This window comes from Pseudomonas sp. Sample_14 (assembly GCF_004307515.1).
Lineage (GTDB): Bacteria > Pseudomonadota > Gammaproteobacteria > Pseudomonadales > Pseudomonadaceae > Aquipseudomonas > Aquipseudomonas atacamensis.
Map to the genome: position 1 here is coordinate 1 of NZ_RCOC01000092.1, position 24,008 is coordinate 24,008.

General features: G+C 53.6%; 20 protein-coding genes. 3 read left to right on the forward strand and 17 right to left on the reverse strand.

Annotation, left to right across the window (positions count from 1 at the left end):
• Positions 1 to 167: 167 nt before the first annotated feature.
• From kdpB to kdpF, 3 genes are read right to left on the reverse strand one after another with little or no spacing between them, the layout of a single operon-like run.
• Positions 168 to 2,225: a potassium-transporting ATPase subunit KdpB gene (gene kdpB / locus D8U61_RS21610; protein ID WP_130927652.1), complete on the reverse strand. Its 2,058-nt coding sequence runs from the start codon at positions 2,223 to 2,225 to the stop codon at positions 168 to 170.
• A gap of 10 nt (positions 2,226 to 2,235) precedes the next feature.
• A complete protein-coding gene (gene kdpA, locus D8U61_RS21615; RefSeq protein ID WP_024013853.1) occupies positions 2,236 to 3,930 on the reverse strand; it encodes a potassium-transporting ATPase subunit KdpA in 1,695 nt (564 codons plus the stop codon).
• 8 nt (positions 3,931 to 3,938) lie between these two features.
• Positions 3,939 to 4,028, reverse strand: coding sequence for a K(+)-transporting ATPase subunit F (kdpF, locus tag D8U61_RS21620; RefSeq protein WP_007899818.1), 90 nt, complete (start codon positions 4,026 to 4,028; stop codon positions 3,939 to 3,941).
• A gap of 423 nt (positions 4,029 to 4,451) precedes the next feature.
• Here kdpF and eat point away from each other — a divergent pair, with 423 nt between their 5' ends.
• From eat to D8U61_RS21635, 3 genes are all read left to right on the forward strand, one after another.
• Positions 4,452 to 5,816, forward strand: a complete 1,365-nt coding sequence (gene eat, locus D8U61_RS21625) for an ethanolamine permease (protein ID WP_130888500.1) — start codon at positions 4,452 to 4,454, stop codon at positions 5,814 to 5,816.
• A 129-nt stretch (positions 5,817 to 5,945) separates the two neighbouring features.
• Entirely contained in the window at positions 5,946 to 6,113 is a 168-nt protein-coding gene (locus D8U61_RS21630) for a DUF2897 family protein (RefSeq protein ID WP_016770901.1), read from the forward strand.
• A gap of 137 nt (positions 6,114 to 6,250) precedes the next feature.
• Complete coding sequence (locus D8U61_RS21635; protein ID WP_130927653.1) at positions 6,251 to 6,808, forward strand: TetR/AcrR family transcriptional regulator; 558 nt, start codon at positions 6,251 to 6,253, stop codon at positions 6,806 to 6,808.
• Here D8U61_RS21635 and fabF read toward each other — a convergent pair.
• The 14 genes from fabF to D8U61_RS21705 form a co-directional block, all read right to left on the reverse strand.
• On the reverse strand, positions 6,805 to 8,079 hold the full coding sequence (fabF, locus tag D8U61_RS21640; RefSeq protein WP_130927654.1) for a beta-ketoacyl-ACP synthase II: 1,275 nt from the start codon (positions 8,077 to 8,079) through the stop codon (positions 6,805 to 6,807). The genes D8U61_RS21635 and fabF overlap by 4 nt on opposite strands.
• 205 nt (positions 8,080 to 8,284) lie before the next feature.
• The gene (locus tag D8U61_RS21645) at positions 8,285 to 8,620 is read right to left on the reverse strand and encodes a helix-hairpin-helix domain-containing protein (protein WP_056788395.1); all 336 of its coding nucleotides are present in this window, start codon (positions 8,618 to 8,620) and stop codon (positions 8,285 to 8,287) included.
• A gap of 110 nt (positions 8,621 to 8,730) precedes the next feature.
• On the reverse strand, positions 8,731 to 10,725 hold the full coding sequence (locus D8U61_RS21650; RefSeq protein ID WP_125926421.1) for a nucleoside-diphosphate sugar epimerase/dehydratase: 1,995 nt from the start codon (positions 10,723 to 10,725) through the stop codon (positions 8,731 to 8,733).
• 109 nt (positions 10,726 to 10,834) lie between these two features.
• The gene (locus D8U61_RS21655; protein WP_125926361.1) at positions 10,835 to 11,857 is read right to left on the reverse strand and encodes a glycosyltransferase family 4 protein; all 1,023 of its coding nucleotides are present in this window, start codon (positions 11,855 to 11,857) and stop codon (positions 10,835 to 10,837) included.
• Complete coding sequence (locus D8U61_RS21660; RefSeq protein ID WP_125926362.1) at positions 11,854 to 12,822, reverse strand: SDR family oxidoreductase; 969 nt, start codon at positions 12,820 to 12,822, stop codon at positions 11,854 to 11,856. The genes D8U61_RS21655 and D8U61_RS21660 overlap by 4 nt, the downstream gene beginning before the upstream one ends.
• A gap of 97 nt (positions 12,823 to 12,919) precedes the next feature.
• Entirely contained in the window at positions 12,920 to 14,029 is a 1,110-nt protein-coding gene (locus tag D8U61_RS21665) for a glycosyltransferase family 4 protein (protein ID WP_130902150.1), read from the reverse strand.
• The gene (locus D8U61_RS21670; protein WP_125926364.1) at positions 14,026 to 14,661 is read right to left on the reverse strand and encodes an acetyltransferase; all 636 of its coding nucleotides are present in this window, start codon (positions 14,659 to 14,661) and stop codon (positions 14,026 to 14,028) included. The genes D8U61_RS21665 and D8U61_RS21670 overlap by 4 nt, the downstream gene beginning before the upstream one ends.
• A 14-nt stretch (positions 14,662 to 14,675) precedes the next feature.
• On the reverse strand, positions 14,676 to 16,304 hold the full coding sequence (locus D8U61_RS21675) for a glycosyltransferase (RefSeq protein ID WP_232245539.1): 1,629 nt from the start codon (positions 16,302 to 16,304) through the stop codon (positions 14,676 to 14,678).
• Positions 16,301 to 18,556 carry a glycosytransferase gene (locus D8U61_RS21680; RefSeq protein ID WP_241663647.1) on the reverse strand — a complete coding sequence of 752 codons (2,256 nt, stop codon included), beginning with the start codon at positions 18,554 to 18,556 and terminating at the stop codon, positions 16,301 to 16,303. Before D8U61_RS21680 ends, D8U61_RS21675 begins: the two co-directional genes overlap by 4 nt.
• A 26-nt stretch (positions 18,557 to 18,582) precedes the next feature.
• Complete coding sequence (locus D8U61_RS21685; RefSeq protein ID WP_125926366.1) at positions 18,583 to 19,335, reverse strand: ABC transporter ATP-binding protein; 753 nt, start codon at positions 19,333 to 19,335, stop codon at positions 18,583 to 18,585.
• Complete coding sequence (locus tag D8U61_RS21690) at positions 19,332 to 20,114, reverse strand: ABC transporter permease (protein ID WP_125926367.1); 783 nt, start codon at positions 20,112 to 20,114, stop codon at positions 19,332 to 19,334. Before D8U61_RS21690 ends, D8U61_RS21685 begins: the two co-directional genes overlap by 4 nt.
• Positions 20,115 to 20,221: 107 nt before the next feature.
• Positions 20,222 to 21,307, reverse strand: coding sequence for a DegT/DnrJ/EryC1/StrS aminotransferase family protein (locus D8U61_RS21695; RefSeq protein WP_125926368.1), 1,086 nt, complete (start codon positions 21,305 to 21,307; stop codon positions 20,222 to 20,224).
• Positions 21,308 to 21,317: 10 nt separating this feature from the next.
• Positions 21,318 to 22,412 carry a GDP-mannose 4,6-dehydratase gene (gene gmd, locus D8U61_RS21700; protein ID WP_125926369.1) on the reverse strand — a complete coding sequence of 365 codons (1,095 nt, stop codon included), beginning with the start codon at positions 22,410 to 22,412 and terminating at the stop codon, positions 21,318 to 21,320.
• A 101-nt stretch (positions 22,413 to 22,513) separates the two neighbouring features.
• The gene (locus D8U61_RS21705) at positions 22,514 to 23,887 is read right to left on the reverse strand and encodes a phosphomannomutase (RefSeq protein WP_125926370.1); all 1,374 of its coding nucleotides are present in this window, start codon (positions 23,885 to 23,887) and stop codon (positions 22,514 to 22,516) included.
• Positions 23,888 to 24,008 lie beyond the last annotated feature (121 nt).

A 24,008-nucleotide genomic window follows, 5' to 3' on the forward strand; every position in this document is an offset into this window, starting at 1 on the left:
ACCCCAGCCCTCTCCCCCAAGGGGGCGAGGGGGAAAGGGAGCCGATCTTCATGCTGTTCAAGACCTGAGTTCGGCTCGGAATTTCAGGTCGGCGAACCTCGCACAAACACCTCGGTCAGTCCCCTCTCCCCCCGGGAGAGGGCTAGGGTGAGGGGCTCTTTTCAGCCTCACACCAGATGCAACGCCGTAAGCAGCATGTCGATCACCTTGATCCCCACGAACGGCACGACAATCCCGCCGACGCCATAGATCAGCAGATTGCGCCGCAGCAACGCCGCCGCACTCGCCGCCTGCACCCGCACGCCGCGCAATGCCAGTGGAATCAGCACAACGATGATCAGCGCGTTGAAGACGATGGCCGAGAGTATCGCGCTCTGCGGACTGCTCAGATGCATGATGTTCAGCACGCCCAGCTGCGGGTAAATCGAGGCGAACAGCGCCGGCAGAATCGCGAAGTATTTGGCGATGTCGTTGGCGATGGAAAAGGTCGTCAGTGCGCCACGGGTCACCAGCAATTCCTTGCCGATCTGCACCACGTCGAGCAGCTTGGTCGGGTCGCTGTCGAGGTCGACCATGTTCGCCGCTTCGCGTGCCGCTTGCGTGCCATCATTCATCGCCATGCCGACGTCGGCCTGAGCCAGCGCCGGGGCGTCGTTGGCGCCGTCGCCGCACATGGCGACCAGGCGACCGTCGTTCTGCTCGTGACGAATCCGCGCGAGTTTTTTCTCCGGCGTGGCTTCGGCAAGCACATCATCGACGCCGGCTTCAGCCGCAATGGCCGCAGCGGTCAGCGGATTGTCGCCGGTGACCATCACCGTGCGAATTCCCAGTTTGCGCAACTCGGCGAAGCGCTCGCGAATGCCTGGTTTGACCACGTCCTTGAGATGGATCGCGCCAAGCAGCTTGCCGTCAGCGCAGACCAGCAACGGCGTGCCGCCACTTTGGGCAATCTTGTCGATTTCCCGCGCCAGCGCCGGGGCCAGATCGGTGCGCTGCTGACCGAGAAACGCCAGCAGCGAATCCACCGCGCCTTTGCGATACACGCGGCCCTGATAATCGACGCCGGACAAACGGGTTTCCGCGCTGAACGGCACGGCGGTCAGGGTTTCCGGGGCCGGCTCCGGTTGTGGATGCAGGCCACGAAGGAACTCGACGATCGACTTGCCTTCAGCGGTTTCGTCGGCCAGCGAGGCGAACAACGCGCCTTCGGCCAGCTCACGGCCGGTCACACCCGGCGCGGCATACACCGCGCTGCAACGACGGTTGCCGAAGGTGATGGTGCCGGTCTTGTCGAGCAACAGCACGTGCACGTCACCCGCCGCTTCCACCGCGCGGCCGGACTTGGCGATCACATTCAGGCGCACCAGACGATCCATCCCGGCGATACCGATGGCCGACAGCAGACCGCCGATGGTGGTCGGAATCAGCGTGACCAATAACGCCACGAGGAACACCAGCGGCAGGCTGCCGTTGGCGAAATGCGCGAACGGTTGCAGGGTGACGACCACCAGCAGAAAGATCAGGGTCAGGCCGATCAGCAGAATATCCAGCGCGACTTCGTTCGGGGTCTTCTGACGCTTGGCGCCTTCGACCAAGGCGATCATGCGGTCGAGGGTCGATTCACCAGGGTTGGTGGTGATCTTCACCAGCAGCCAGTCGGACACCAGCCGCGTGTTGCCGGTGACGGCCGAGCGGTCGCCGCCGGACTCGCGGATCACCGGCGCCGATTCGCCAGTGATCGCCGCTTCGTTGACCGCCGCGATGCCTTCGATGACTTCGCCGTCACCGGGGATCATTTCCCCGGCTTCGACTCGCACCACGTCGCCCTTGCGCAGATTGGCAGCCGGCACGATCTTGAAGCTGCCATCGGCTTGGCGGCAACGGGCGCTGAGGCCTTCGCTGCCGGCCTTGAGGCTGTCGGCGCGGGCCTTGCCACGACCTTCGGCCAAGGCCTCGGCGAAGTTGGCGAACAGCACGGTGAACCACAGCCACAGAGCGATTTGTGCGGCGACGAAGGTCGGCACATCAGCGTCCGGAAGGAAGCACAGCACGGTGGTGAAAATCGCCGTCAGTTCGACCACCAGCATCACTGGCGAACGCGCCAATTGCCGAGGGTCGAGCTTGACGAAGGCTTGCACCAGCGCCGGACGCCACAGGGCCGAGATCGCGGTTTTGGCTTGTTCCGGCGCTTTGACGGCGGCGGGTTTGATTGCAGGCATATTCATGATGGATTCCTTAGAAGCCCATACTTAAATGTTCGGCGACAGGACCGAGCGCCAGCGTCGGCAGGAACGTCAGGCCGCCCACCAGCAAAATGGTCACGGTCAACAGGGTCACGAACAGCGGGCCGTGAGTCGGAAAGCTGTTCTGGCCAACCGGTGCGCTTTTCTTCATCGCCAGGCTACCGGCCAGTGCCAGCACAGGCAGGATGTAGCCGAAACGGCCGATCAACATGCCCAGGCCGAGCATCAGGTTGTGAAACGGCGTGTTCGCGCCCAGGCCACCGAATGCCGAACCGTTGTTGGCGCTGGCCGAGGTGTAGGCGTAGAGCAACTGACTGAAACCGTGCGCGCCGGGGTTGCTGATGGTTGCCGCAGCGCTGGGAACCGTGGCGGCAATGGCGCCGAGCACCAGCACGCCGACGGGCATCACCAGCAGCGTCACCACCAGCAATTGCACCTCACGCGCTTGAAGCTTCTTGCCGAGATATTCCGGCGTCCGACCGATCATCAGACCGGCGAGGAACACCGCGATCAGCACGTTGAGCAACATGCCGTAGAGCCCGGCGCCGACACCGCCGAAGATCACTTCGCCGACCATCATGTTGACCAGCGCGACCATGCCGCTCAGCGGGTTGAGGCTGTCGTGCATGCCGTTGACCGAACCGTTCGAGGCCGCCGTGGTAGTCACCGACCACAGCACCGTCGCGGTAGTGCCGAAGCGCGCTTCCTTGCCTTCCAGCGGCGCAGTTTGCTCGACAGCGGCGTTGTTCAGGGTCGGATTCGGCTGATACTCGGCCCACAACGAGGTCGCGCCGCCGATCAGGAACAGCGCCAGCATGCAGGCGATGATCGCGCGGCTCTGGCGCAGGTCCTTGACGTAATGGCCGAAGGTGAACACCAGCGCCACCGGGATCAGGATGATCGAAGCGACTTCGAACAGGTTGCTCCAGGCCGTCGGGTTCTCGAACGGATGCGCCGAGTTGACGCCGAAGAAGCCACCGCCGTTGGTGCCCAGTTGCTTGATCGCAATCTGGCTGGCGGCCGGGCCGAGCGGGATCACCTGATCGACGCCTTGCAGGGTCACGGCATTTACATACTGGGCGAAGGTTTGCGGCACGCCCTGCCAGACCAGGTACAGCGCCAGCAGCAGGCACAGCGGCAGCAGGCCATAGAGGGTGGCGCGGGTCATGTCGACCCAGAAGTTGCCGAGGGTCTGCGCCGACTTACGGCCGATGCCACGGCACAGCGCGACCAGCACGGCGAGGCCGGTGGCGGCGCTGACGAAGTTCTGCACGGTGAGACCGACCATCTGGCTCAGGTAGCTGAGGGTCGCTTCGCCACTGTAAGACTGCCAGTTGGTGTTGGTCATGAAACTGACCGCGGTGTTGAACGCCTGGGTCCATTCCTGGCCGGGCAGGTTTTGCGGATTCAGCGGCAGGTGATCCTGAAACAGCAGAATCGCAAACAGCAGCAGAAAACCGGCAAGGTTGAACGCCAGCAGCGCCAGCGTGTACTTCTGCCAGCTCTGCTCCGCCTGCGCATCGACCCCGGCAAGGCGATAGCAACCACGCTCGACCGGGCCGAGAATCGGCGTCAGCCAGGTGCGCTGGCCCTCCATCACCTTGTAATAGAAGCGCCCAAGGAACGGCGCCGGCAGCAGAACCAGCGCAAAAAACCCGAGGATCAGCCAATAGTCATAACTGTGCATAGCCGCTCCTAGTTCCGGTCCGCGCGCAACAGCGCAACCAACAGATAAATGAACAGCCCCACCGCCAACAGCAGTGACACCCCGTCCAGAACGCTCATGGAAGATCTCCGTGTAACGGCGTATTGCCGTGTGTGCAGCGATTGTCGGGAAGGAGGCTGTAAAGGAACGAGAGCGAGGCGCGGCGTGGGTCATAAAGAAAGCGTAAAGAGTGGGTTTATGCCGGCGTTACAGCAGGTTTTTGCAGCGTCAGGTCGGGCCTCATCGCGGGCAAGCCCGACTCCCACAGGTTATGCGGTGGAATCAAATTGAGTGGACGACGCAGAAACCTGTGGGAGCGAGCCTGCTCGCGAAGGCGGCATAACAGACTCCGCTGCTCCTAACTGGCGCAAAAAAAACGCTCATCCAGCTGCGAACATCCCCGCTGCGACAGCTTTGGACTCATTACGACTTGTTTCAGCGTAATGGCACGCCCACTGCACACGCCCTCCCTCGAGCTTTCCAACCATTGCGGGAGCAAGCGCATGAACACACAACTCAAACCCACGCTGGGCACGGTGCACCTGTGGGGCATTGCCGTGGGACTGGTGATTTCCGGGGAATATTTCGGCTGGAGTTACGGCTGGGGCGTGGCCGGTACGCTGGGTTTTCTGGTGACTTCATTCATGGTCGCGACCATGTACACCTGCTTCATCTTCAGCTTCACCGAACTGACCACCGCGATTCCCCATGCCGGCGGGCCGTTCGCCTACAGCCGCCGCGCGTTTGGCGAAAAAGGCGGATTGATCGCCGGACTGGCCACACTGATCGAATTCGTCTTCGCCCCGCCAGCGATTGCTTTGGCGATAGGCGCTTACTTGAATGTGCAATTTCCGGCACTGGACCCGAAACACGCGGCGGTCGGCGCGTACATCGTGTTCATGGGCCTGAACATTCTCGGGGTGAAACTGGCCGCGACGTTCGAGCTGATCGTCTGCGTGCTGGCGGTGGCTGAGTTGCTGGTGTTCATGGGCGTGGTCGCGCCGGCGTTCAGCTTCAGCAACTTCGCACTGAATGGCTGGGCCGGTTCCGACGTCTTCGGCGCGCCGGCGATTGCCGGGATGTTCGCAGCGATTCCATTTGCGATCTGGTTCTTTCTCGCCATCGAAGGCGCCGCCATGGCTGCCGAAGAAGCCAAGGACCCGAAACGCACGATCCCAAAAGCCTACATCAGCGGCATCCTGACCCTGGTGCTGTTGGCCATGGGCGTGATGTTCTTCGCGGGGGGCGTCGGCGACTGGCGCACCTTGTCCAACATCAACGACCCACTGCCGCAAGCGATGAAAACCGTGGTCGGTGACAACTCCGGCTGGCTGCACATGCTGGTGTGGATCGGCCTGTTCGGCCTGGTCGCCAGTTTCCACGGCATCATCCTCGGCTACTCACGCCAATTCTTCGCCCTCGCCCGCGCCGGTTACCTGCCCGCCTCATTGGCAAAACTGTCACGCTTCCAGACCCCGCACCGCGCAATCATCGCTGGCGGCCTGATCGGCATCGCGGCGATCTACAGCGACGGCCTGATCAACCTCGGCGGCATGACGCTGACGGCGGCGATGATCACCATGGCGGTGTTCGGCGCGATCGTGATGTACATCATGAGCATGCTCAGCCTGTTCAAACTGCGTAAATCGGAACCGAATCTGGAACGTACTTTCCGCGCGCCGTGCTATCCGCTGGTTCCGCTGATCGCGCTGGTGCTGGCGGTGGTTTGCCTGGTGGCGATGGCGTGGTTCAACACGTTGATCGGGCTGATTTTCCTCGGCTTCATGGCGGTGGGGTTCTGCTACTTCATGCTGACCGGGCAACTGCGCGCCGATGCGCCGGCGGATGCGATGTTGACCGGTCTGTAACACGGTTCGGGTGTGCCGGGCATAAGCGGCCTAGAATGGAACCACCGCGAAGTCGTTTCGCTCAAAGGTGGTATGCAGCATCGCACGGCGAAGTCCTCGCCCTTCGAGCTGCCATTAAGGAGAGCCGTTATGCCCTGGTATGCCTGGTTGATTCTGGTCGTTGCGATCGGCTCGATTGTTGGCGGATTGATGATGTTGCGCGACACCGCCAACAAGGTCGAACTGACCGATGAAGAACGCAAGCGCGTCGCACAGCGCAATGCCGAAGCGGATGCCAAGGATGCACAAGACCGCTGATACCAACCCCGCCGCAATGGCGGGGTTTGTTTTTTCAGCACGCTCGGACTTACCCACAGGCTGTTTAGATTTTAGAAGTACAGTCACCATTTAATCTTCCGTGGTTAAGATGGCAGCATCGTCGCGGAGAGCTCCACATGCGTTACTCGCCAGATCACAAAGCCCAGACCCATCAACGCATCATCAAGGAAGCTTCCGCGCGATTTCGCAAGGACGGTATCGGCGGCACCGGCCTGCAGCCTTTGATGAAAGCCCTGGGCTTGACCCATGGCGGTTTCTACTCGCACTTCAAATCAAAGGAAGAACTGGTCGAAAAAGCCCTGCAAGAGGCCGGCGAGCAAGTCGCGGGCCTGTGCGAAGAAATCTTAGCGCAGGAAAACCCGCTGCAAGTCTTTATCGACACCTACCTGTCAGAGTGGCATCAGACCTCGCCCCACGAAGGCTGCCCGCTGCTGACCATTTCCTCGGAACTGGGCCTGCGCGGCCAACCAAGCCCCACCAGTGACGAAGTCCTCAATGCTCGCCTCGGACAAATTCAGGGCGCGCTCGAAGGCGAGCACGTCGCCGATCGCAGCATTGTCATCATGGCGACCCTGGCCGGTGCACTGCTGCTGTCACGCAGCGTCGCGGATGCTGACTTCGCCCAGCGCATCCTCGACGTCACCCGCGAACGTCTAAAGCAATCGAGCGATTAACCCTCCCAGCGCTTGAACAACACGCTCGCATTGACCCCGCCAAAACCGAAGCCGTTGGACAATGCATATTCGATTGCCATTGATCGCGCTTCGCCATGGACAATGTCAACACCTACGCTGGCCGGGTCCGGGTTTTCGAAGTTAAGCGTTGGCGGCACCACCTGATCCCGAATGGCCAGGAGCGTGAAAATCGCCTCCAGCCCGCCGGCCGCGCCGAGCAAATGACCGGTGGCGGATTTGGTCGACGTTACGGCGATTTTGTTCTGCGTGCCAAACAACGCCTTGATTGCCGCCAGCTCGCCCAGGTCACCGACCGGCGTCGACGTCGCATGAGCGTTGAGATGCTGCACCTGCTCCGGCTTCACACCGCCCTGAGCCAGTGCCAATTGCATCGCCCGGCGTGCGCCGCTGCCGTCTTCTGGCCCGGCGGTCAGGTGATAGGCATCGGCGGTGGTGCCGTAACCGACCAGTTCAGCCAACGGCGTCGCGCCGCGTGCGAGCGCATGCTCCAGCGACTCGATGACCAATAGACCGGCGCCCTCGCCCATCACGAAACCATCGCGCCCACTGTCGAAGGGACGCGAAGCTTTTTCCGGGGTGTCGTTGTAGCCGCTGGACAGCGCCCGCGCCGCCGCGAAACCGGCGAGACTGACGCGATCGATCGAAGCTTCAGCACCGCCACATACTGCGATGTCCGCCTCCCCTGCACGAATCAACCGCGCCGCATCACCGATCGCCTGAACCCCGGCGGCACAGGCGGTAACCGGTGCGCCCAACGGCCCTTTGAGGCCGTGCTGGATCGACACATGACCCGCCGCGAGATTGACCAGAAACGATGGAATGGTGAACGGCGACAAACGCCGAGGGCCACGGCTGTCGGTGGTACGCACCGCATCGGCAATGGCACCGAAACCGCCGACTCCCGAGCCGATGATCGTCGCAGTGCGCTCTTGGCTTTCAGCGTCCGCTGGATGCCAACCGGCCTGCTCCAGCGCCTGCCGCGCCGCTTCCATGGCGAACATGATGAAGCGATCCATCTTCTTCTGTTCCTTGGGCGGCGTCGCACGATCCGGATCAAACCCGGCCTCGGCATCCTCCTCCACCGTCGGCACACTCCCGCCGACCCGCGTCGGCAGATCAGCCACAACCGCATCGGGCAAATTGCGCAATCCGGAATGACCGGCCAGCAAACGCTGCCAGACAATTTCAACATCACTGCCCAAGGGTGAAACCAGGCCCATGCCCGTGACGACGACTCGACGTTGGTTCATACCGTGGTTACCCCTTATCAATTCAAAATTCGACGTGCACCGGTGTGCTGCGATTCGACTGCTGAATCAGTCCCGGGCGAAATTATTATAGGCATAATCACAGCGCAATATGATACCCGTAATTTTCAGCGTTCAGGCATCCACCCGATCAGCACCCAATAAAAAGGCCGGTCAAAGACCGGCCTCTCGGCGTTGAACTGTCAGCTTAGTTCACTTCCAGCTTTTCACGATTGCGATCCAGAATCGCCTTGCCAATCCCCTTCACTTCCAGCAACTCATCCACCGACGCGAACGGCCCATTAGTATCGCGATACGCAACAATCGCCTGCGCCTTCGCCTCCCCCACACCCGCCAACTCCTTTTGCAACGTCGCCGCATCAGCGCCGTTGAGATCGACCTTCGCGCTTGCCGAGGGCGCAGCCGCATCCATCAGCAAAGGCGCCTTTGTTGTCTCGGTGGGCGCTACAGGGGCAGCAATCGCAGCAATCGAGGCGCTGGTGAGGAAAGCAAAAATCAGCGAGTAGAAATAACCGGTACGCATAAGTGACGCTCCATCATCGTTTTAGAAAGCAGCTTTTCCCAAGCTGCTCTCCAAACGTAGGTCATGATGGAGGGAAGTCAAAAATGCGAGCGTTACAGGATGTGAAACAATCACGGCTCGAGACGACGTTGCTGGTAGATCCAGTCAACGATCTCGCCGTCGGGGGTGTAGCCGGAGACGGTTTCGCGCAGGAGCTGGCGGACGCGGATGTAGTCGTCGGCCTCGACGGCTTTGAGCAGTTCGTTCAATCGGGTTTTCAGAACGTCCCAAGAAAGGTGATCCTCATTGGCGCACATGATCATCGGATGCGATGTCGCTGCGACGTTATCCCCGATGAGCAATTCCTCGTAGAGTTTTTCGCCCGGGCGCAAACCGGTGAACTCGATGGAGATGTCGCCCTGAGGATTGCGCTCCGATCGGATGCTCAGTCCGGACAGGTGAATCATTTTCTCCGCAAGTTCGACGATTTTTACCGGCTCACCCATATCCAAAACGAAGACATCCCCGCCCTGCCCCATAGAACCGGCCTGTATTACCAACTGAGCGGCCTCGGGAATGGTCATGAAGTAACGAGTGATTTTGGGGTGGGTGACTGTCAGTGGCCCGCCGGATTTGATCTGGCTGTGGAATAGCGGAATGACTGAGCCCGAAGAGCCTAGTACGTTGCCGAATCTGACCATGGTAAAGCGGGTCTTGTTGACGCGCGAGACGTTTGCCCTGTCGCCAAACAAAACCGGTGCAATTTCACGGCTAAGCGCCTGCAGCGTCAGTTCGGCAAGACGTTTGGTACTGCCCATGACATTGGTCGGGCGCACAGCCTTGTCAGTGGATATCAGAACGAAGTTTGAGACACCCGCCTGCACGGCGGCCTGAGCCGTGTTAAGCGTCCCGATAACATTGTTCAATACGCCTTCCGCAATGTTGTGCTCGACCATCGGCACATGCTTGTAGGCTGCGGCGTGATAGACCGTGTCAACTTTCCAAGTCTTCATCACATCCAGCAGTTTGTCCTGATGACGTATGGATCCCAGTATCGGCAGCAAACGGACAGAAACAGACTCCCGTGAGCTGCGCTGCTCCAGTTCCGAAAGAATGTTGTATAAATTGAATTCACTGTGTTCAAACAGCAGAAGTGTTGTTGGTGCCAGAGCAAAGATCTGTCGGCACAGTTCCGAACCAATCGATCCCCCGGCCCCCGTGACCATTACCGTCTTCGCTTTGATACAACGCTCCAGCAAATCAGGTTGGGCCGGGACAGCATCACGACCCAGCAAGTCCGCAATGTCCACTTCCTGAATGTCTTCGACCTTTACCCGGCCACTCGCCAGATCGGAAAAATTTGGCACGCTGCGAATGTGCAACGGAAAACCTTCCAGCAGGTTGAGTATTTCTCTACGACGCGCGCGCGTTGAAGATGGCAGCGCAAGCAGTATTTCCTGAGCTCCCGTTACGTCGATCATCTGCTGAATATGCTTGGGTTTATAAACCTGAAGGCCCGAAATAGAGCGATCCGAGATACCCGGATCGTCGTCGATAAAAGCCACCGGTCGCATGGCTCGCCCCATTCGCAGTGCTGCGACCAGTTGATTTCCCGCGACACCGGCCCCGTAGATTGCAACCTTCGTCAGTCCATCGTCGCGACTGGCAAAAGGAACGTGCTGGGCGGCAGTAAACCAGTCCCCCATGAAGTATTGCCGCATAACCAGCCGTAGCCCCCCAATGATAACGAGGCTCAGCCACCAGTAGTTGAATATGATCGATCGTGGCACCACTGCTTCGTGATTGCTGTACCAATAGACAACGACAGCCAGAATAAGCGACGAAAGGCTGACGGCCTTGATAATGGCAATGAGGGCATCATTACCGAAATAGCGCATGACGGCACGGTACATGCCAAAACGTATGAACAAGGGAACTGCGACTATTGGAGCACAGGCAAAGAGCCAGAAATGAACCCTCAAGGGATTGTACATATCATCCAGGCCCAGACGCACGATAAACGCCAGCCACAGGGCGGCCCAGACCAGCACGATGTCTGTAGCGACCTGAATCAACCTTTTTCGACGCCGAGGGAGGCCTACCAAGTACGCTCTGATTTTATCCATAAACTCTTCAAACACCTAAGTCGCTCCTCTCTGCCGCCCCCTCACCTGAAGCCTCAAAGGCGTGTCGCAACCACTCTAAACCTAATGACAGAGTGGTTGCTGCTTAGTTCTATACCGCTGAATCTTCCTTATTTCCAGCGCGAAATTTTATTGCCAGGAAAATAAGTGGCATATAAGCAAAAATGACCCCAAAAACTCCGTCCAGACCAAAACGCGTCACGCATAAGGCTATTGGCAATAGCCAGAAAAGATTGATCATGCCGACAGCGATCGTTACGGGTAAATGCCTGCCGTAGCGACGGGAGGCGAATTGGTAGGCATGACTGCGATGTGCTTCATGGACTTTCTCCCCTCTAAACAAACGGCAAAACAGCGTAAATGTTGCATCGACGATGAATACCCCAAGCAAAATCAACCAGGCCCATAGCATGGGTGCACTCACCCACGCCGCCTGCAGCGACAGCCCCCCCAACACGATGCCGAGAAACCCACTTCCGGCGTCGCCCATGAAAATCTTTGCGGGTGGGAAGTTCCAATAAAGGAAACCTGCCACAGAAGCGGCGAGCAACAGCGGTCCCCCGATGAGGCTATCCAGACCTGCCAACCAGTAAAGCAAACAGGCTCCCAAGCAGGCACATATCGCTTCTACGCTGGCGATGCCATCGATTCCGTCCATGAAGTTGTAGAGATTGAGTAGCCACACCAGATACAAAGCTGCCAGCACATGACCTGCCCAGCCCATGTCGACATAGACGCCAAACAGCACGATTGGAGGAAACCCTCCCATCCAGCCCAGCAACCAGACCGCCGCTGTAAAATGTCCCAACAAACGCCAGCGGGCGGCGATATGTCCGTGGTCGTCCATGAATCCGATAACCGCGATGGCTGTAGCTGCAACAGTCATACCAAGGAAGTTGGCTAATGAAATCTCGTCAACATATAACAAAAGACCCGACGCAAAAAGAAAAGCTACGACAATGGCAACCCCACCACCTCGGGGAGTAGGTGTCGAGTGAGAACTACGAGCATTGGGGACATCCATCAAGCTACGGGACAAAGCATAGTTACGCAGCCGTGAAGTCAGTAAAAAAGAAATGCCAGCAACTATCGGAATACACCAAACGTAATTCATGATTTTCGAGAGTCCAGAAAATGCTTCGTCGTGAGACTCAAACCCCGGTCAAGACTCACGGGAGGAATCCAACCCAACAATTGTCGATTCTTGCTGATATCGACCTGCAAAGAGCCGAAAAGACGTTGAGCCAAGGCCCGCTTGCCAAGAATAGTTGCCACTCTGCTCAACACCCAAACAGGTACGGGCAACAGGCGTGCCGGTCTTCCCAGGCACTCGGCAATCTTGCGCATTAATTCAGAAGTTGAAACATCGTCACCATCACTCGCCAAAAATGTTTGGTTGGCCGCTGCAGGATGCTTAAGGCAGGTCACTATGAAATCTACAAGATTATCCAGGTAAATCAGACTACGACGATTTCGAACAGCACCAAAAGGCAACGGAATAGCTCTATCAAGCCAGCGCATCATGCTTAGAAAGTTGGCTTTTACTCCGGGGCCGTAGACAAGGGCGGGCCGTATAATCACGACTTCCATTCCGGTATCCGTTGCAAGAGCTTTTAAACCTTGCTCCGCTTCAAATTTCGAGATGCCATAGGGATCCTTGGGGGCAGGGACATCATCGGCAGTGTAAGGCTTGCCCATCAACGTCGTCTCTCCATTGACCTTGATGGAGCTGATGAAAATGAAGCGTTTGACTCCCCGATGAGCGGCTTGTCGAGCGAGATTCAACGTGCCCTCGACATTCACTGTGCGAAACGCAGCAAGGGCATCAGCAGCCTGGTCATGCAGCTTATGTACCCTTGCGGCAGCATGCACCACAACGTCCACGTTATCGAGTGATTCCCAGTTGGTTTGACCATCTATACCAGAAATTTTTACGGTTTTAATCCCCTCAGGCAGTTCCCTGTCAAGCGTTCGGAGAGGCACAATGAGATCACATGCCCCCATCAATGCAAGACGCTGAACAACAGCTTTCCCTAAAAAGCCGGAACCACCAGTAACCAGAATAGACTTGGGGATCATTTGGAACTCGAAGATGTGTAAATGAGAAATAACGAAAGTGGTGACTACCCTACATTCAAGGCTCTAAAGACCCGTCGTGTTTAGAGCCTCTTTCGACTCACTTCAACAACGAACGATACACTTGCGTATAAGAGTCAACCATTCGCTCTGCTGTAAATACCTGCTCGAAACGCAATGCTGCCCTGTGCCCCATCGCACTACTCTCTTCAGGATTTTCCCATAGCGTAATCATCGCCTGCGCCAGCGCATCAGAATTACAGGGCGGGACGACCAACCCTGTCTCACCAGCAATATTTATATAAGTTGTGCCCGTACCAATCTCGCAGGAGATAAGAGGCTTACTGAACATCGCTCCTTCAAGAAGTGAAATCCCAAACGCTTCAGACCTAAGATGAGAGGGAAAAACCAAACCATAACACAACATTAATAACGCAGTTTTATCAGCGTCGGGCAAACCGCCCAGAAAGTAAATATTGGAAAGACCTAATCTGACGGCCTTGGCCTTCAACTCGGCATCCATAGGCCCCTGCCCCAAAATAGCGATTGGAAATCGAGCCGTACGAGCCGCTTCAAGCAAATAATCCAATCCTTTGTAGTAGCGTAACGCGCCTATGAAAAGAAAAAAGCGCGAGCCGAGTTGCTCCTTCCAATAACTCAACCTTTCCGATGAAACAGGCGGGTAAGTATTCCTATCCAAGCCGATCGGAATGACAGTTACTTTATCCTTGAATTTTTGGAGCGTCGAACTACTTTCTATATACTTTGGAGATGACGCAATGATACGGTTTACGCTTCCCAAAAAATTGTTCATCAAAGGCTGATACAACTTCAACAACATCTTTTGCTTAACGATATCTGAATGATAACTAACGACCGTTGGCTTACGTACGCGTGAGGCAAAATGTACAACATCCATGAATGGCCATGGAAAATGATAATTTATAATATCAGCCTCCTTGGCCAAGTCCGTAAAATCCTTGAAGGCTGACAACGAAAAGCCGGTGGATGCTAAGTGCAGATCCAGCTTTGACGTGTGAGCGAAGTGCTCACCAACTTTTACGTTACGTGCAGCCCCTTGGGCACTCAAAGACAGTACTTGCGCAGTAACCCCGTGTTCTCGTCCTCCTTCCGCAAGTTGAAAGATGACCTGTTCAATCCCTCCCATCGTTTGCGGATAATAGGTTTTAAAGAAATGGAGAACCTTCAATTTTCTATTTTCCCTATCATTTTTTTTGCCGGCACTCCTACATAAACTCCCGGCGTCTCCAAGTCACGATGCGCGCAAGCTCCTGCGCCTAACGTCACGTCATCACAAATTTTGATGCCGTCAATAACAGTCGCGCCAGCGCCAATAAAGCAAAAACGCCCTATACAGGTTCTTCCTGCTACAGCCGCTTTTATAGAAACATGAGTGAAATCATCCACGACGCACTCATGCTCTACAATGGCTCCGGTATTTACAATGCACCCGATTCCCACAGAGGCCATAGGGCCGACATGAGCGTGATGTGCTACAAAGGTTCCAAGACCAACTTTCGCGCCGACACCTATCGTAGCTGTAGGCGAAATGAGCGTAGCCAAAGGCCAGCCACGACCTTTTGCCCATTCGTACTGTGCTTGCCGGCTAAGACCATCGCCTGAAGCTGGCATGACAAACCACCCTTCTGGCAGATCTTCGTCCCACCTCCGTAGTACAGCAAACTCACCAAAAGTTTCATTTGGGCGAGCATTGCTGTCTATGAAGCGAAGTTGTCTTATACCTGACACCAATGCGACATCAGCCACTGCGCGAGCATGGCCACCAAAGCCAAGGATGAGTAAACCAGATAGAGTAGTCATGGGCCTCATTCCTATCAAGAAACTTCCGGTCTCGAAATTTTGTCTAACACATCGATATGTTCGTTTACAACGTCTGTCCAATTACGTTTGGACAGCGCTTCATAAACTCCTTTTTGAACATCGAGCAACTCATCACGATTCAGAATACCCCACTGAATGCGGTCAGCGATATCCTTCCAATCATAGGGATTGAAAAAGGTCAATTTTTGTAGATCAGAGTCTACCAACACTTCTTCCGTAACAGGGATACGAGCCATGACCACGGGCGTGGCGACAGACAGCGCCTCACTGAAAGTAAATGGGCATCCTCCTTCGCTCAAGCTCGGATTAACAGCCAGATCTGCTAACTTGTAACACGCTGCCAACTCCTGAACGGTCAATCCATGCACGCAAAGAACGTCATTCTCCAGGTAATTATCCCGAATGAATTCCCTGACCTCCGGAAAACCATCAGCATGGCCCGTCAGTATCAGCTTATGGCGAATAAAATCGTTACGAATAAGGTACTTGTAAGCCTTCAGCAAGGAAATTACATTTTTATTCGGCCGAAACTGGCTAGCATAGAAAATAAACTTTGCATCAGCATTGGAAAAAGTCGATGAATATGAATAATTAGACGACTTTTTCATCACCCGCTTGAAAAGGGTTTTGCAATAGTTTTTAGAGGTGATTTCTACATCGGAAAAGCCATTGACGGTTACCCAACTACTTAAATCATTAGGCGCGTGATAAACCACTGAAATATTCGAAGGTTTTACAGCATACCTTTCAACGAGAGTATCCCATTTGACACTTTCACTATAAGTGACAAAATGCTCCCCTCCATGAATTGCAGCCTCTACTCTTTCATAGACTTGCAGAAACCTTTCACCCCCTACCTTAGAAAATCCGATAGGAAAATCCGAAAGTACTACATCGGGCACACACATCAAGCGTGGAGCTTGAATTTTGTTAAACTCCGGCCAGAATGCTGTTGGACAATACCATGCTTTTACATCCGCCATTTTAGCAATGAGCTGTTGCATGCGATCAGACTCGACTTGCTCCAAACCACGATACAAACGAAGCACAAATTCGTCTTCCTTAGGGGCACCGATAGCCGCACGCAAGCGGTTAACTTTCCTCATTACCGGTCGCAAAGCGCGGCGTGCGACAGTTTTCAACTTCAATACAAGAGCATAAATCGGAACAAGGATCAGCAACGGACTCAATAAAAGAGCCAACAAGAACAGAGCCGCCGCTTCGCTCCCAAGTCGAAACACCCCGCTATAGGAATCGAGAGAAATCAAACGATTCTCGAAATGACTCGTCAGCTTTATTTGCCAGGTCAATAACTTTTTCGCAAGTCGCTGCTTGATACTCAGACCTTTGATTTTTCTTTTTCTGGCAGTATAGGCCTCGTAAATCTGCAAGAGCATAGGCGACTTTGGTGGAGAGATAAGTTCAAACAAGTTATGTTGAACGCCTTCACTCAGAAAAAGGTCTTGAAGTGCCTGTTTTGACCAGCTCGGGCATACCAAAACAAACTTTACGTCGTCCCGCCCAGCCGCGCCGTTAAGAAATGCAGCCAGGTACCGACCTAGACCTTCATTTCGGAGGTTCACTCCTGGAGCGTATGCCAAGTAGATTCCGAACTTTTTCATAAGCACTCCCTTATGACCTGCCAATAGGCACTCGCTAATTTATCTGTACTTTGCTCGCCCAGCACTTCACCAGACGGCAATAAATTGCGACGCTCCAAATGTGCAAGTTCCATTTCTTTGAGCTGACTTGCCATATGCTTTGGTTGGTCTGATTTCATCCAACTTAAATTCAAGGAGAACTGTTGATCGATTTCCCTCATGGCAGGGTAGTCACTACTCAATGAGGGAACACCCAGACCAGCAGCTTCAATCACGCTAAAAGTACCATTATCTATCGCGCCCGCATGCCACAAAAACGCGGCGCTGGCCAACGTACTCTGGTAATTTCGATCTGGCAGCTCACCTACAAGCTTGATGTTTCTCTTCAACAACCGACTTTGCCCGAGCAAATCAGCTAAAGACTTGAGATGCTGCGAAGAACTGTTGAACAACTCCTTGGTATTGACTCCCGTAATTTTGCATTGCAGTGTGCCGTCCAGCTCCTCATAATAAAATTTCAATGCTTTCAGAGCATTAACATGATTCTTGTGGATCGCAGTATTAGTTGTCCAGATGAAATAATTGGACGTTTCCGCATGCCCACCTTTCAAGTTGGAAAAATCGGGAGCAATCATCGGTAATTTGAAAACTTTATCAGCTGCAATACCCGCATAATTCAGAGCATCTTGCCTGGTGAATTCAGTTGTCACCAAAATTTTTGAAGCTGACCTCGCGGCATCTAAATATGATTGATCCGCACCGAACGGAAGTATCGGTACGTATCGCTGAAGGTAATCATAGATCATGAGTACCGACGGCCGCATTGGTAGTAACGGCGCTTCCAGACGATCAGATACGATGAGCCAAACATCGCAGTCTTGAAGATGATTTATGCCGTCATCGACAACCATATATCGGTTGCCTTTAGGTTCCCAGCCTTCGTGTCCAGAATATCGCATAGCCCTACGAGCCGTTGCTGCATCCAGCGACTTCCAATTAAATGGGCGTACTTTGATCTCATCTACAAGATCTGTAAACTCTTCGGCAGGATAGCTCTCGGGCTTGTCCAGGTGGAGAAAGACAATATCGGTGGGCTCACCCGCCTCGCGACTTCCTCGATATAAAGTATTTGCTAATAGTTTTGCGCCTCGAAGGCTTCCGCCTCTATATTCAACAGGAACAATGACTGCAATTTGCTTACGACGAACGGGACGATTGACGTTATCCTTTTTTACCGATTCAAGCTCTGCAAGGACTTTTTTAAATCCGTTCTGCCAAGCCTCCGCACAGTTTTGTGCTTTCATAGGCTCAAGCAAAATCATTTGTGATTCACGGATACTCTTTATAAGCCTTTGGTCGCCACTCATCAGTTGCTCTGCCTTGGCTCTCGCCTCCGCAACAGTTTTGCAACGACCAGGTAGACCAATCCCTCCCATTTTATCAAGCATACCCCCGGCCATAAATAACAAGGGCATGCCCGCGCGAATCGCCTCGAATGGATGATAATGAATATGATTGGGCTCAGTAGAATGATAAAACATCACTCTATGCTGCCTCATATTATATTCATGTTCTTCACCGGACACAAAACCGAGAACATTTTCATCAGGAACAGCAACAGGCTGTGCTCCACCTATCGTATAGCCGATATCCGAAAAGTCACGCACGAAGTCTTTATAGATAGTTTCGAAATAGGGGGAAGTACCAATTCGAGGACAAACGAAAAGAATCTTTCTAAGTCCACCCTCCCACAGTTCGGGAGTAGCATCCCCTTTCAAACCTACCGGAAGAAAGCAATCCCGACTGGCTAAAAAGTTCTGCTCAGAGTCTTTCAGATGCGCATAGCCAGCGCCAAACCAAAAACGCGAGCCAATAGATTTTACATTACGAACCAGTGCCTCACCGGCCTCTTCGTAAAACAATTGCGAATAAGAGTAGCCTTTCGATAGGCCAAAAACCCGAAGTATAATGGCACCGTTAAAGTGTCGCACAGCACTATGAATTTGAAGTGGAAAGAACCCAATGATTGCGACATCAAAGTGGAGATTAGCGATTCGCCAAGCCTCCTCACTTGGACTGGAATACCAATCCTGCGCATTAAGAATATCCAATTCCGACTTCGGTATCGTTAAACCGGCATCAAAACTAGAGTCAACATTCGCTGAAAGATTCCCTTCGTCATAAGGAAAGCTTTTGGGCATGAATATTTCATTCACGCCTAACGCTTTCAGCTGGTCGACTTCGAATTTTCGTAATGTTGTATGGTTAAGCAACCAAAGGACTCTTAGCGTCTTCAAAATTAATCCAGTCCATTTATAGCTTTATATTCAGCAACTGCCTCATCACATGGCCCATCAAAAACCAAGTCACCGTGATGAAAAACCAGTCCTCGGTTGCATATCGAACGTAATGCACCGAAATCGTGTGTTGCCAAAACTAAAATTTCCGCTTGTTCAATAAGGCTTGTAATACGCTCCTTGGCCTTCGCCATGAAATTCGCATCACCTGCACCGATCACCTCATCAAGGAGCAGAATATCTCCACCCACCGTGGTAGAGATCGCGAAAGCCAATCTGACCTGCATGCCCGCAGAATAGGTTTTTATCGGGTAGTCTATGAATTCACCCAGTCCTGCGAAATCAACGATTTCGTCTGCCTTTTCACGCATAAAGCGGGGGGAAAGGCCCAACAACAATCCTCGGTACAGGATATTTTCTCTGCCCGTCGCGTCAGGCTCAAAACCAAGACTCAAATCAAATAATGAACGAACCTGGCCCTCGACTTTCAGAAGACCACTCGAAACCGGATAAAGCCCGGCAACGGTTTTCAGAAAGGTACTTTTTCCTGCTCCGTTGTGCCCGAGCAACCCGACGCGCTCACCACTTTTGATTTCAACACTGATATTTTTCAGTGCATGGATATCTGCAACACTTGAGTTGTTTGTCTTTCTGCTAAACACGCTAGCCATAAGAGACTTTAATGAACGCTCTTTATAGGCAACCGACGCATAATGTAAGTTAACGTTTTCAAGCAAGATTCGGTTATTTTTCATAGGTAAAAAATCACTTTCCGTTCAGCCTTGCTGCCGATAATGATAGCTAATGCGCCAAAGAAAATCGCAGTACCAATACTGAACGCGTAGTTTTGCCACGTCGGCCACTCGCCCTGCAGTAACGGAGCGCGTATCAACTGCAACAGGTGATATATCGGATTGTAATCGACCAATGCATGCAGCCCGCCATTCTTGAACATCTTGGCTTCGAAATATACCGGAGAGATGAACCACAACGACTGCATCACCAACCCTAGCGCATGCGGGATATCACGAAACCGGGTACTAACATAAGACAACAATGTAGATACAGGCCAAGCGATGAGCGCAAGAATGGGGAATATGGTAAATGAGGCCAACCAACTCCAACCAATATTTTGCGGAAGAACTATGGCGACCCAGCCATACAACGAGATACTGGCCAACATCAAAACAATGGCACTCCCGACCACGGTTCTGAGAGTATATATTGCCAACGGATGGTTACACTGCTTGATATAAGCATCCGCCTGAACAAATGACAATGAGCCTGCAACTGTATTGGCGGAAATATATTCCCAGACTATGATCCCGGAGAGAATATATGGTGCGTAGGTAACAATGTCTGTATTAAAAAGCTTGCTAAACACTAGCGTCAGCAGCAAGGTCAACCCGAGCGGTTGGATAATTGACCAGGTCATCCCGAAAAAAGAACGCCTCCACCTTGATCTAAGATCAGCCAGAGAAAGGTGAATCCAGAAATACCGGGCAGCCCATACACGAGAAAAATAGGAAAACATCACTTTACCTGAGTAAATATATTAAATTCAAAAATTCAGTTTGAACTTGATTTTCTGAATTTCATTTGGCAATCGGGGCTGGATTCCCAACCCCGATTTCCCGCATTTTAGTCGGCGAAGTAGCTTCGAATTTCGTCCGCTACCTGCTGCACCTGATCGCGGCTCAGGGTCGGGTAACTCGGAAGGTTCATTCCTCGCGAGCTAAGGTCCTGCGCTACCGCAAAGGTTTCCTCCGTCTTGCAGTGCGGCATGTTATGAGCAGGAGCGAAAAGAGGGCGTGTCTCAATGCCCTTGTTCTTCAAATGGTCCCGCAATGCTTGACGCTGACTCGGATCATCCAACAGTACTGAACACATCCAGTAGGAGTGACGGGTACCTGGCTGCTCTGCATGCATCTGCAGCGGAAGCCCTTCGAGCGCTTCGCGATACCAATCCGCAACCTGCCGCTTAAGAGTGATGATCTCGTCTGCACGCTCCAGTTGGGCAAGGCCAATGGCTGCGCAGATGTTGGTCATCCGATAGTTGAAGGCCAACTCGTCATGCCAGTACTCGCGGGTTTTGGACACGCCTTGACTTTTAAGATGACAAGCTCGCTCGTGAATATCCTTGTTCTTGGACACCACCATTCCACCTTCGCCGGTGGTGATAGTCTTGTTTCCGAAGAAACTGAACGTAGCGACATCTCCAAAAGTCCCTACATGCTGATCTTTGTAGAGAGAGCCGAAGGCCTCTGCACAGTCTTCGATCAGCAGCAGATTATGCTCTTTGCACAGAGCAACCACCTCATCCATGTCACATGCCAGACCGTACAAGTGCACGACCATGACGGCCTTGGTTTTAGGTGTAATGCGGCTTCGGATGTCAGGGACGCTGACGTTCCAGGTATCCGCCAGGGATTCAGCGTAAACGACGCTGGCCCCGGTTTGCATGATGGTGTTGACCGACGCCACGTAAGTGAGCGTTGGAACAATCACCTCATCACCAGGCCCAAGCCCCAAAGCCGCCATTGCCAAGTGCAGGGCAACAGTGCCATTGCTCACCGTGGTCGCATGTTCGGCACCGATGTATCGGGCAAACTCGTTTTCAAAGCGGGAGATAAATTCTCCGCGGGAGGAAATCCAAGTCGAATCAAGACACTGGTTTACATATTCCTTTTCGCGACCGCCCAGAAAGGGCTGATATACCGGTATCATCCCAGCCCCCTTATTCCTGGCCCTTGAAATATTTAAAGCCGTGTTCAGCGACCAGTTTGTCGCGTTTGGCTTCACTTAGATCTTCACGCATCATTTCCTCTACCAGCTCAGCGAAGGTTGTACGTGGTACCCAGCCCAATTTTTCTTTGGCTTTGCTTGGGTCACCCAAAAGTGTCTCGACTTCGGCCGGACGGAAATAACGTGGGTCGACGGCAACGATGCACTTGTTGGTTGCGACGTCGTACCCTTTCTCGTCTACACCCTGGCCTTCCCAGCGAATCTTGATATCGATCTCTTTCGCTGCAACTTCAACAAACTCCCGAACGGAATGCTGTTCACCGGTCGCGATCACAAAGTCGTCGGGCGTTTCTTGCTGGAGCATAAGCCATTGCATTTCCACGTAATCACGGGCATGACCCCAGTCACGCAGGGCATCCATGTTACCGAGGTACAGGCAGTCTTGCAGACCGACCTTGATACGTGCCAAGGCGCGTGTGATCTTACGAGTTACGAAGGTTTCGCCGCGGATCGGAGATTCGTGATTAAAGAGAATACCGTTACAGGCATACATGCCATAAGACTCACGATAGTTCACGGTGATCCAATAGGCGTACATCTTGGCGACGGCGTATGGAGAGCGGGGATAGAAAGGCGTGGTTTCTTTCTGAGGAATTTCCTGCACCAGACCATAAAGCTCGGAGGTGGATGCCTGATAGAACTTGGTCTTCTTTTCAAGACCGGCGATTCGGATGGCTTCAAGGATGCGCAGTGTACCCATGGCATCAGTGTCAGCAGTGTATTCAGGTGATTCGAACGAAACAGCTACGTGGCTTTGCGCCCCGAGATTGTAAACTTCATCTGGCTGTACTTCTTGCACGATGCGAATCAAGCTGCTCGAATCGGTCAGGTCGCCGTAATGCAGATTCAGATCATAGCCTTTCTTATGCGGGTCATGGTAAAGATGGTCAATACGGTGAGTATTGAACAACGAAGCACGGCGCTTGATACCGTGTACCGAATAACCTTTCTTAAGCAGGAACTCAGCAAGGTAAGCACCATCTTGACCAGTAATACCCGTAATCAACGCTACTTTCTTGTCGCTCATTTTTTCACCAATTTAAATTAATCAATCGAACAGTATGTCTCTATCAGAGAGCCAACTTATTGCTGCCCCTCACCTTCCTTCTGGAAGTGAGAATCGTTTTATCATTCCATATATCTACTGTTCAGCAGCCCCTCGATTTCTTTGACTTTCAACGCCACAAGCGCTGGATCCCCTCTGCTTTCCACATTCAACCTCAACAGAGGTTCTGTGTTCGAACCTCGGAGATTAAATCGCCAGTCGGAAAACTCCAGACCGACGCCATCGGTTTGATCAAGATGAGGCCCTTGAGGCAAATAATGTGCGAGAACCTCCTCCAGCGCCGCAGATACATCATCGACTCGGTAATTGATTTCACCGCTACACGGATAGGCGGCGACGCGCTCATCAACAAGCTGGGCCAGGTTTTTTCCCGACGCAGACATCAATGCGGTTACCAACAGCCAGGGAATCATGCCGCTGTCACAATAGGCGAAATCCCGGAAGTAATGGTGCGCGCTCATCTCACCGCCGTAGATTGCATCCTCCATACGCATGCGCTCTTTTATGAAGGCGTGGCCGGTCTTGCATTGTACTGAAACGCCGCCCGCCAATCGAACCTGATCGATCGTGTTCCAGGTCAACCTCGGATCATGGATAATCTTCGAGCCGGGGTGTTTCTTGAGCAGCATTTCTGCCAGCAGACCAACCAGGTAATAGCCCTCAATGAAGCGCCCTTCCTGGTCGAAAAAAAAGCAACGATCGAAGTCACCATCCCACGCGATTCCCAAATCACAGCCGTTTGCCAACAACGCTTGGCGTGTCAGCGTGCGGTTTTCCGGAAGAAGGGGATTGGGTACACCGTTGGGGAAATGACCGTCTGGCTCGGCGTTGATGATCACCCATTCGAATGGCAATTTTTTCACCAATTCCTGTAGCACGGGGCCCGCAGCGCCATTGCCGGGATCAGCAAGTATTTTCAGCGGGCTGAGATCCGCCACATTTACATAACTTAAAAGATGTTCGACGTAGGCTGTCTTATCCAGTTCGAAACGCAGTTCGCCCGCAGTTGCAGCCAGAGCTCCCAAATCGCCACTTTCCACACGGGAACGTATGGCATTGAGTCCTGTATCGCCGCTGATCGGTCGAGATTCAGACTTTACAAGCTTCATCCCGTTGTAACCCTTGGGATTGTGACTGGCAGTGATCATCACTCCACCATCCGCCTTGAACGCGCTGGTTGCAAAGTAGACTTCCTCAGTTCCGCACAACCCGATATCGATGACGTTCGCACCCGCATCCAGCAATCCACGCGTCATCGCCTCTGCCAGCATTGGGCTTTCGAGCCGCATATCACGCCCCAGCACGATGCTTTGGCCTTGCAGCTCGCTAACCATCGCCCGGCCTATTCGGTAAGCCACATCGGCATTGAGGTCCGACGGCACCTGGCCACGAATGTCATAGGCTTTGAAACACTGGGTATTGATCGGGATATTCATACCGCTCTCTTGCTGAGGTATGTGGGGGCGAAGCCCATTTAACGGCTACGCACGCTCGCCACGATGAAAATGAATCAGAACCAGGCCGAATGCAAAAAAGCCCGGCCGATGGAAACCTCAC

What these genes read in the sequence shown, in the direction of transcription:
- D8U61_RS21675 (WP_232245539.1), bottom strand. Translation starts at nt 16,304, where the DNA reads ATGAAAAAGTTCGGAATCTACTTGGCATACGCTCCAGGAGTGAACCTC.
- D8U61_RS21660 (WP_125926362.1), bottom strand. Translation starts at nt 12,822, where the DNA reads ATGATCCCCAAGTCTATTCTGGTTACTGGTGGTTCCGGCTTTTTAGGG.
- D8U61_RS21650 (WP_125926421.1), bottom strand. Translation starts at nt 10,725, where the DNA reads ATGGATAAAATCAGAGCGTACTTGGTAGGCCTCCCTCGGCGTCGAAAA.
- D8U61_RS21685 (WP_125926366.1), bottom strand. Translation starts at nt 19,335, where the DNA reads ATGAAAAATAACCGAATCTTGCTTGAAAACGTTAACTTACATTATGCG.
- D8U61_RS21670 (WP_125926364.1), bottom strand. Translation starts at nt 14,661, where the DNA reads ATGACTACTCTATCTGGTTTACTCATCCTTGGCTTTGGTGGCCATGCT.
- gmd (WP_125926369.1), bottom strand. Translation starts at nt 22,412, where the DNA reads ATGAGCGACAAGAAAGTAGCGTTGATTACGGGTATTACTGGTCAAGAT.
- fabF (WP_130927654.1), bottom strand. Translation starts at nt 8,079, where the DNA reads ATGAACCAACGTCGAGTCGTCGTCACGGGCATGGGCCTGGTTTCACCC.
- D8U61_RS21630 (WP_016770901.1), top strand. Translation starts at nt 5,946, where the DNA reads ATGCCCTGGTATGCCTGGTTGATTCTGGTCGTTGCGATCGGCTCGATT.
- kdpF (WP_007899818.1), bottom strand. Translation starts at nt 4,028, where the DNA reads ATGAGCGTTCTGGACGGGGTGTCACTGCTGTTGGCGGTGGGGCTGTTC.
- D8U61_RS21635 (WP_130927653.1), top strand. Translation starts at nt 6,251, where the DNA reads ATGCGTTACTCGCCAGATCACAAAGCCCAGACCCATCAACGCATCATC.
- D8U61_RS21705 (WP_125926370.1), bottom strand. Translation starts at nt 23,887, where the DNA reads ATGAATATCCCGATCAATACCCAGTGTTTCAAAGCCTATGACATTCGT.
- D8U61_RS21655 (WP_125926361.1), bottom strand. Translation starts at nt 11,857, where the DNA reads ATGAATTACGTTTGGTGTATTCCGATAGTTGCTGGCATTTCTTTTTTA.
- kdpA (WP_024013853.1), bottom strand. Translation starts at nt 3,930, where the DNA reads ATGCACAGTTATGACTATTGGCTGATCCTCGGGTTTTTTGCGCTGGTT.
- D8U61_RS21645 (WP_056788395.1), bottom strand. Translation starts at nt 8,620, where the DNA reads ATGCGTACCGGTTATTTCTACTCGCTGATTTTTGCTTTCCTCACCAGC.
- D8U61_RS21695 (WP_125926368.1), bottom strand. Translation starts at nt 21,307, where the DNA reads ATGATACCGGTATATCAGCCCTTTCTGGGCGGTCGCGAAAAGGAATAT.
- kdpB (WP_130927652.1), bottom strand. Translation starts at nt 2,225, where the DNA reads ATGAATATGCCTGCAATCAAACCCGCCGCCGTCAAAGCGCCGGAACAA.
- D8U61_RS21690 (WP_125926367.1), bottom strand. Translation starts at nt 20,114, where the DNA reads ATGTTTTCCTATTTTTCTCGTGTATGGGCTGCCCGGTATTTCTGGATT.
- eat (WP_130888500.1), top strand. Translation starts at nt 4,452, where the DNA reads ATGAACACACAACTCAAACCCACGCTGGGCACGGTGCACCTGTGGGGC.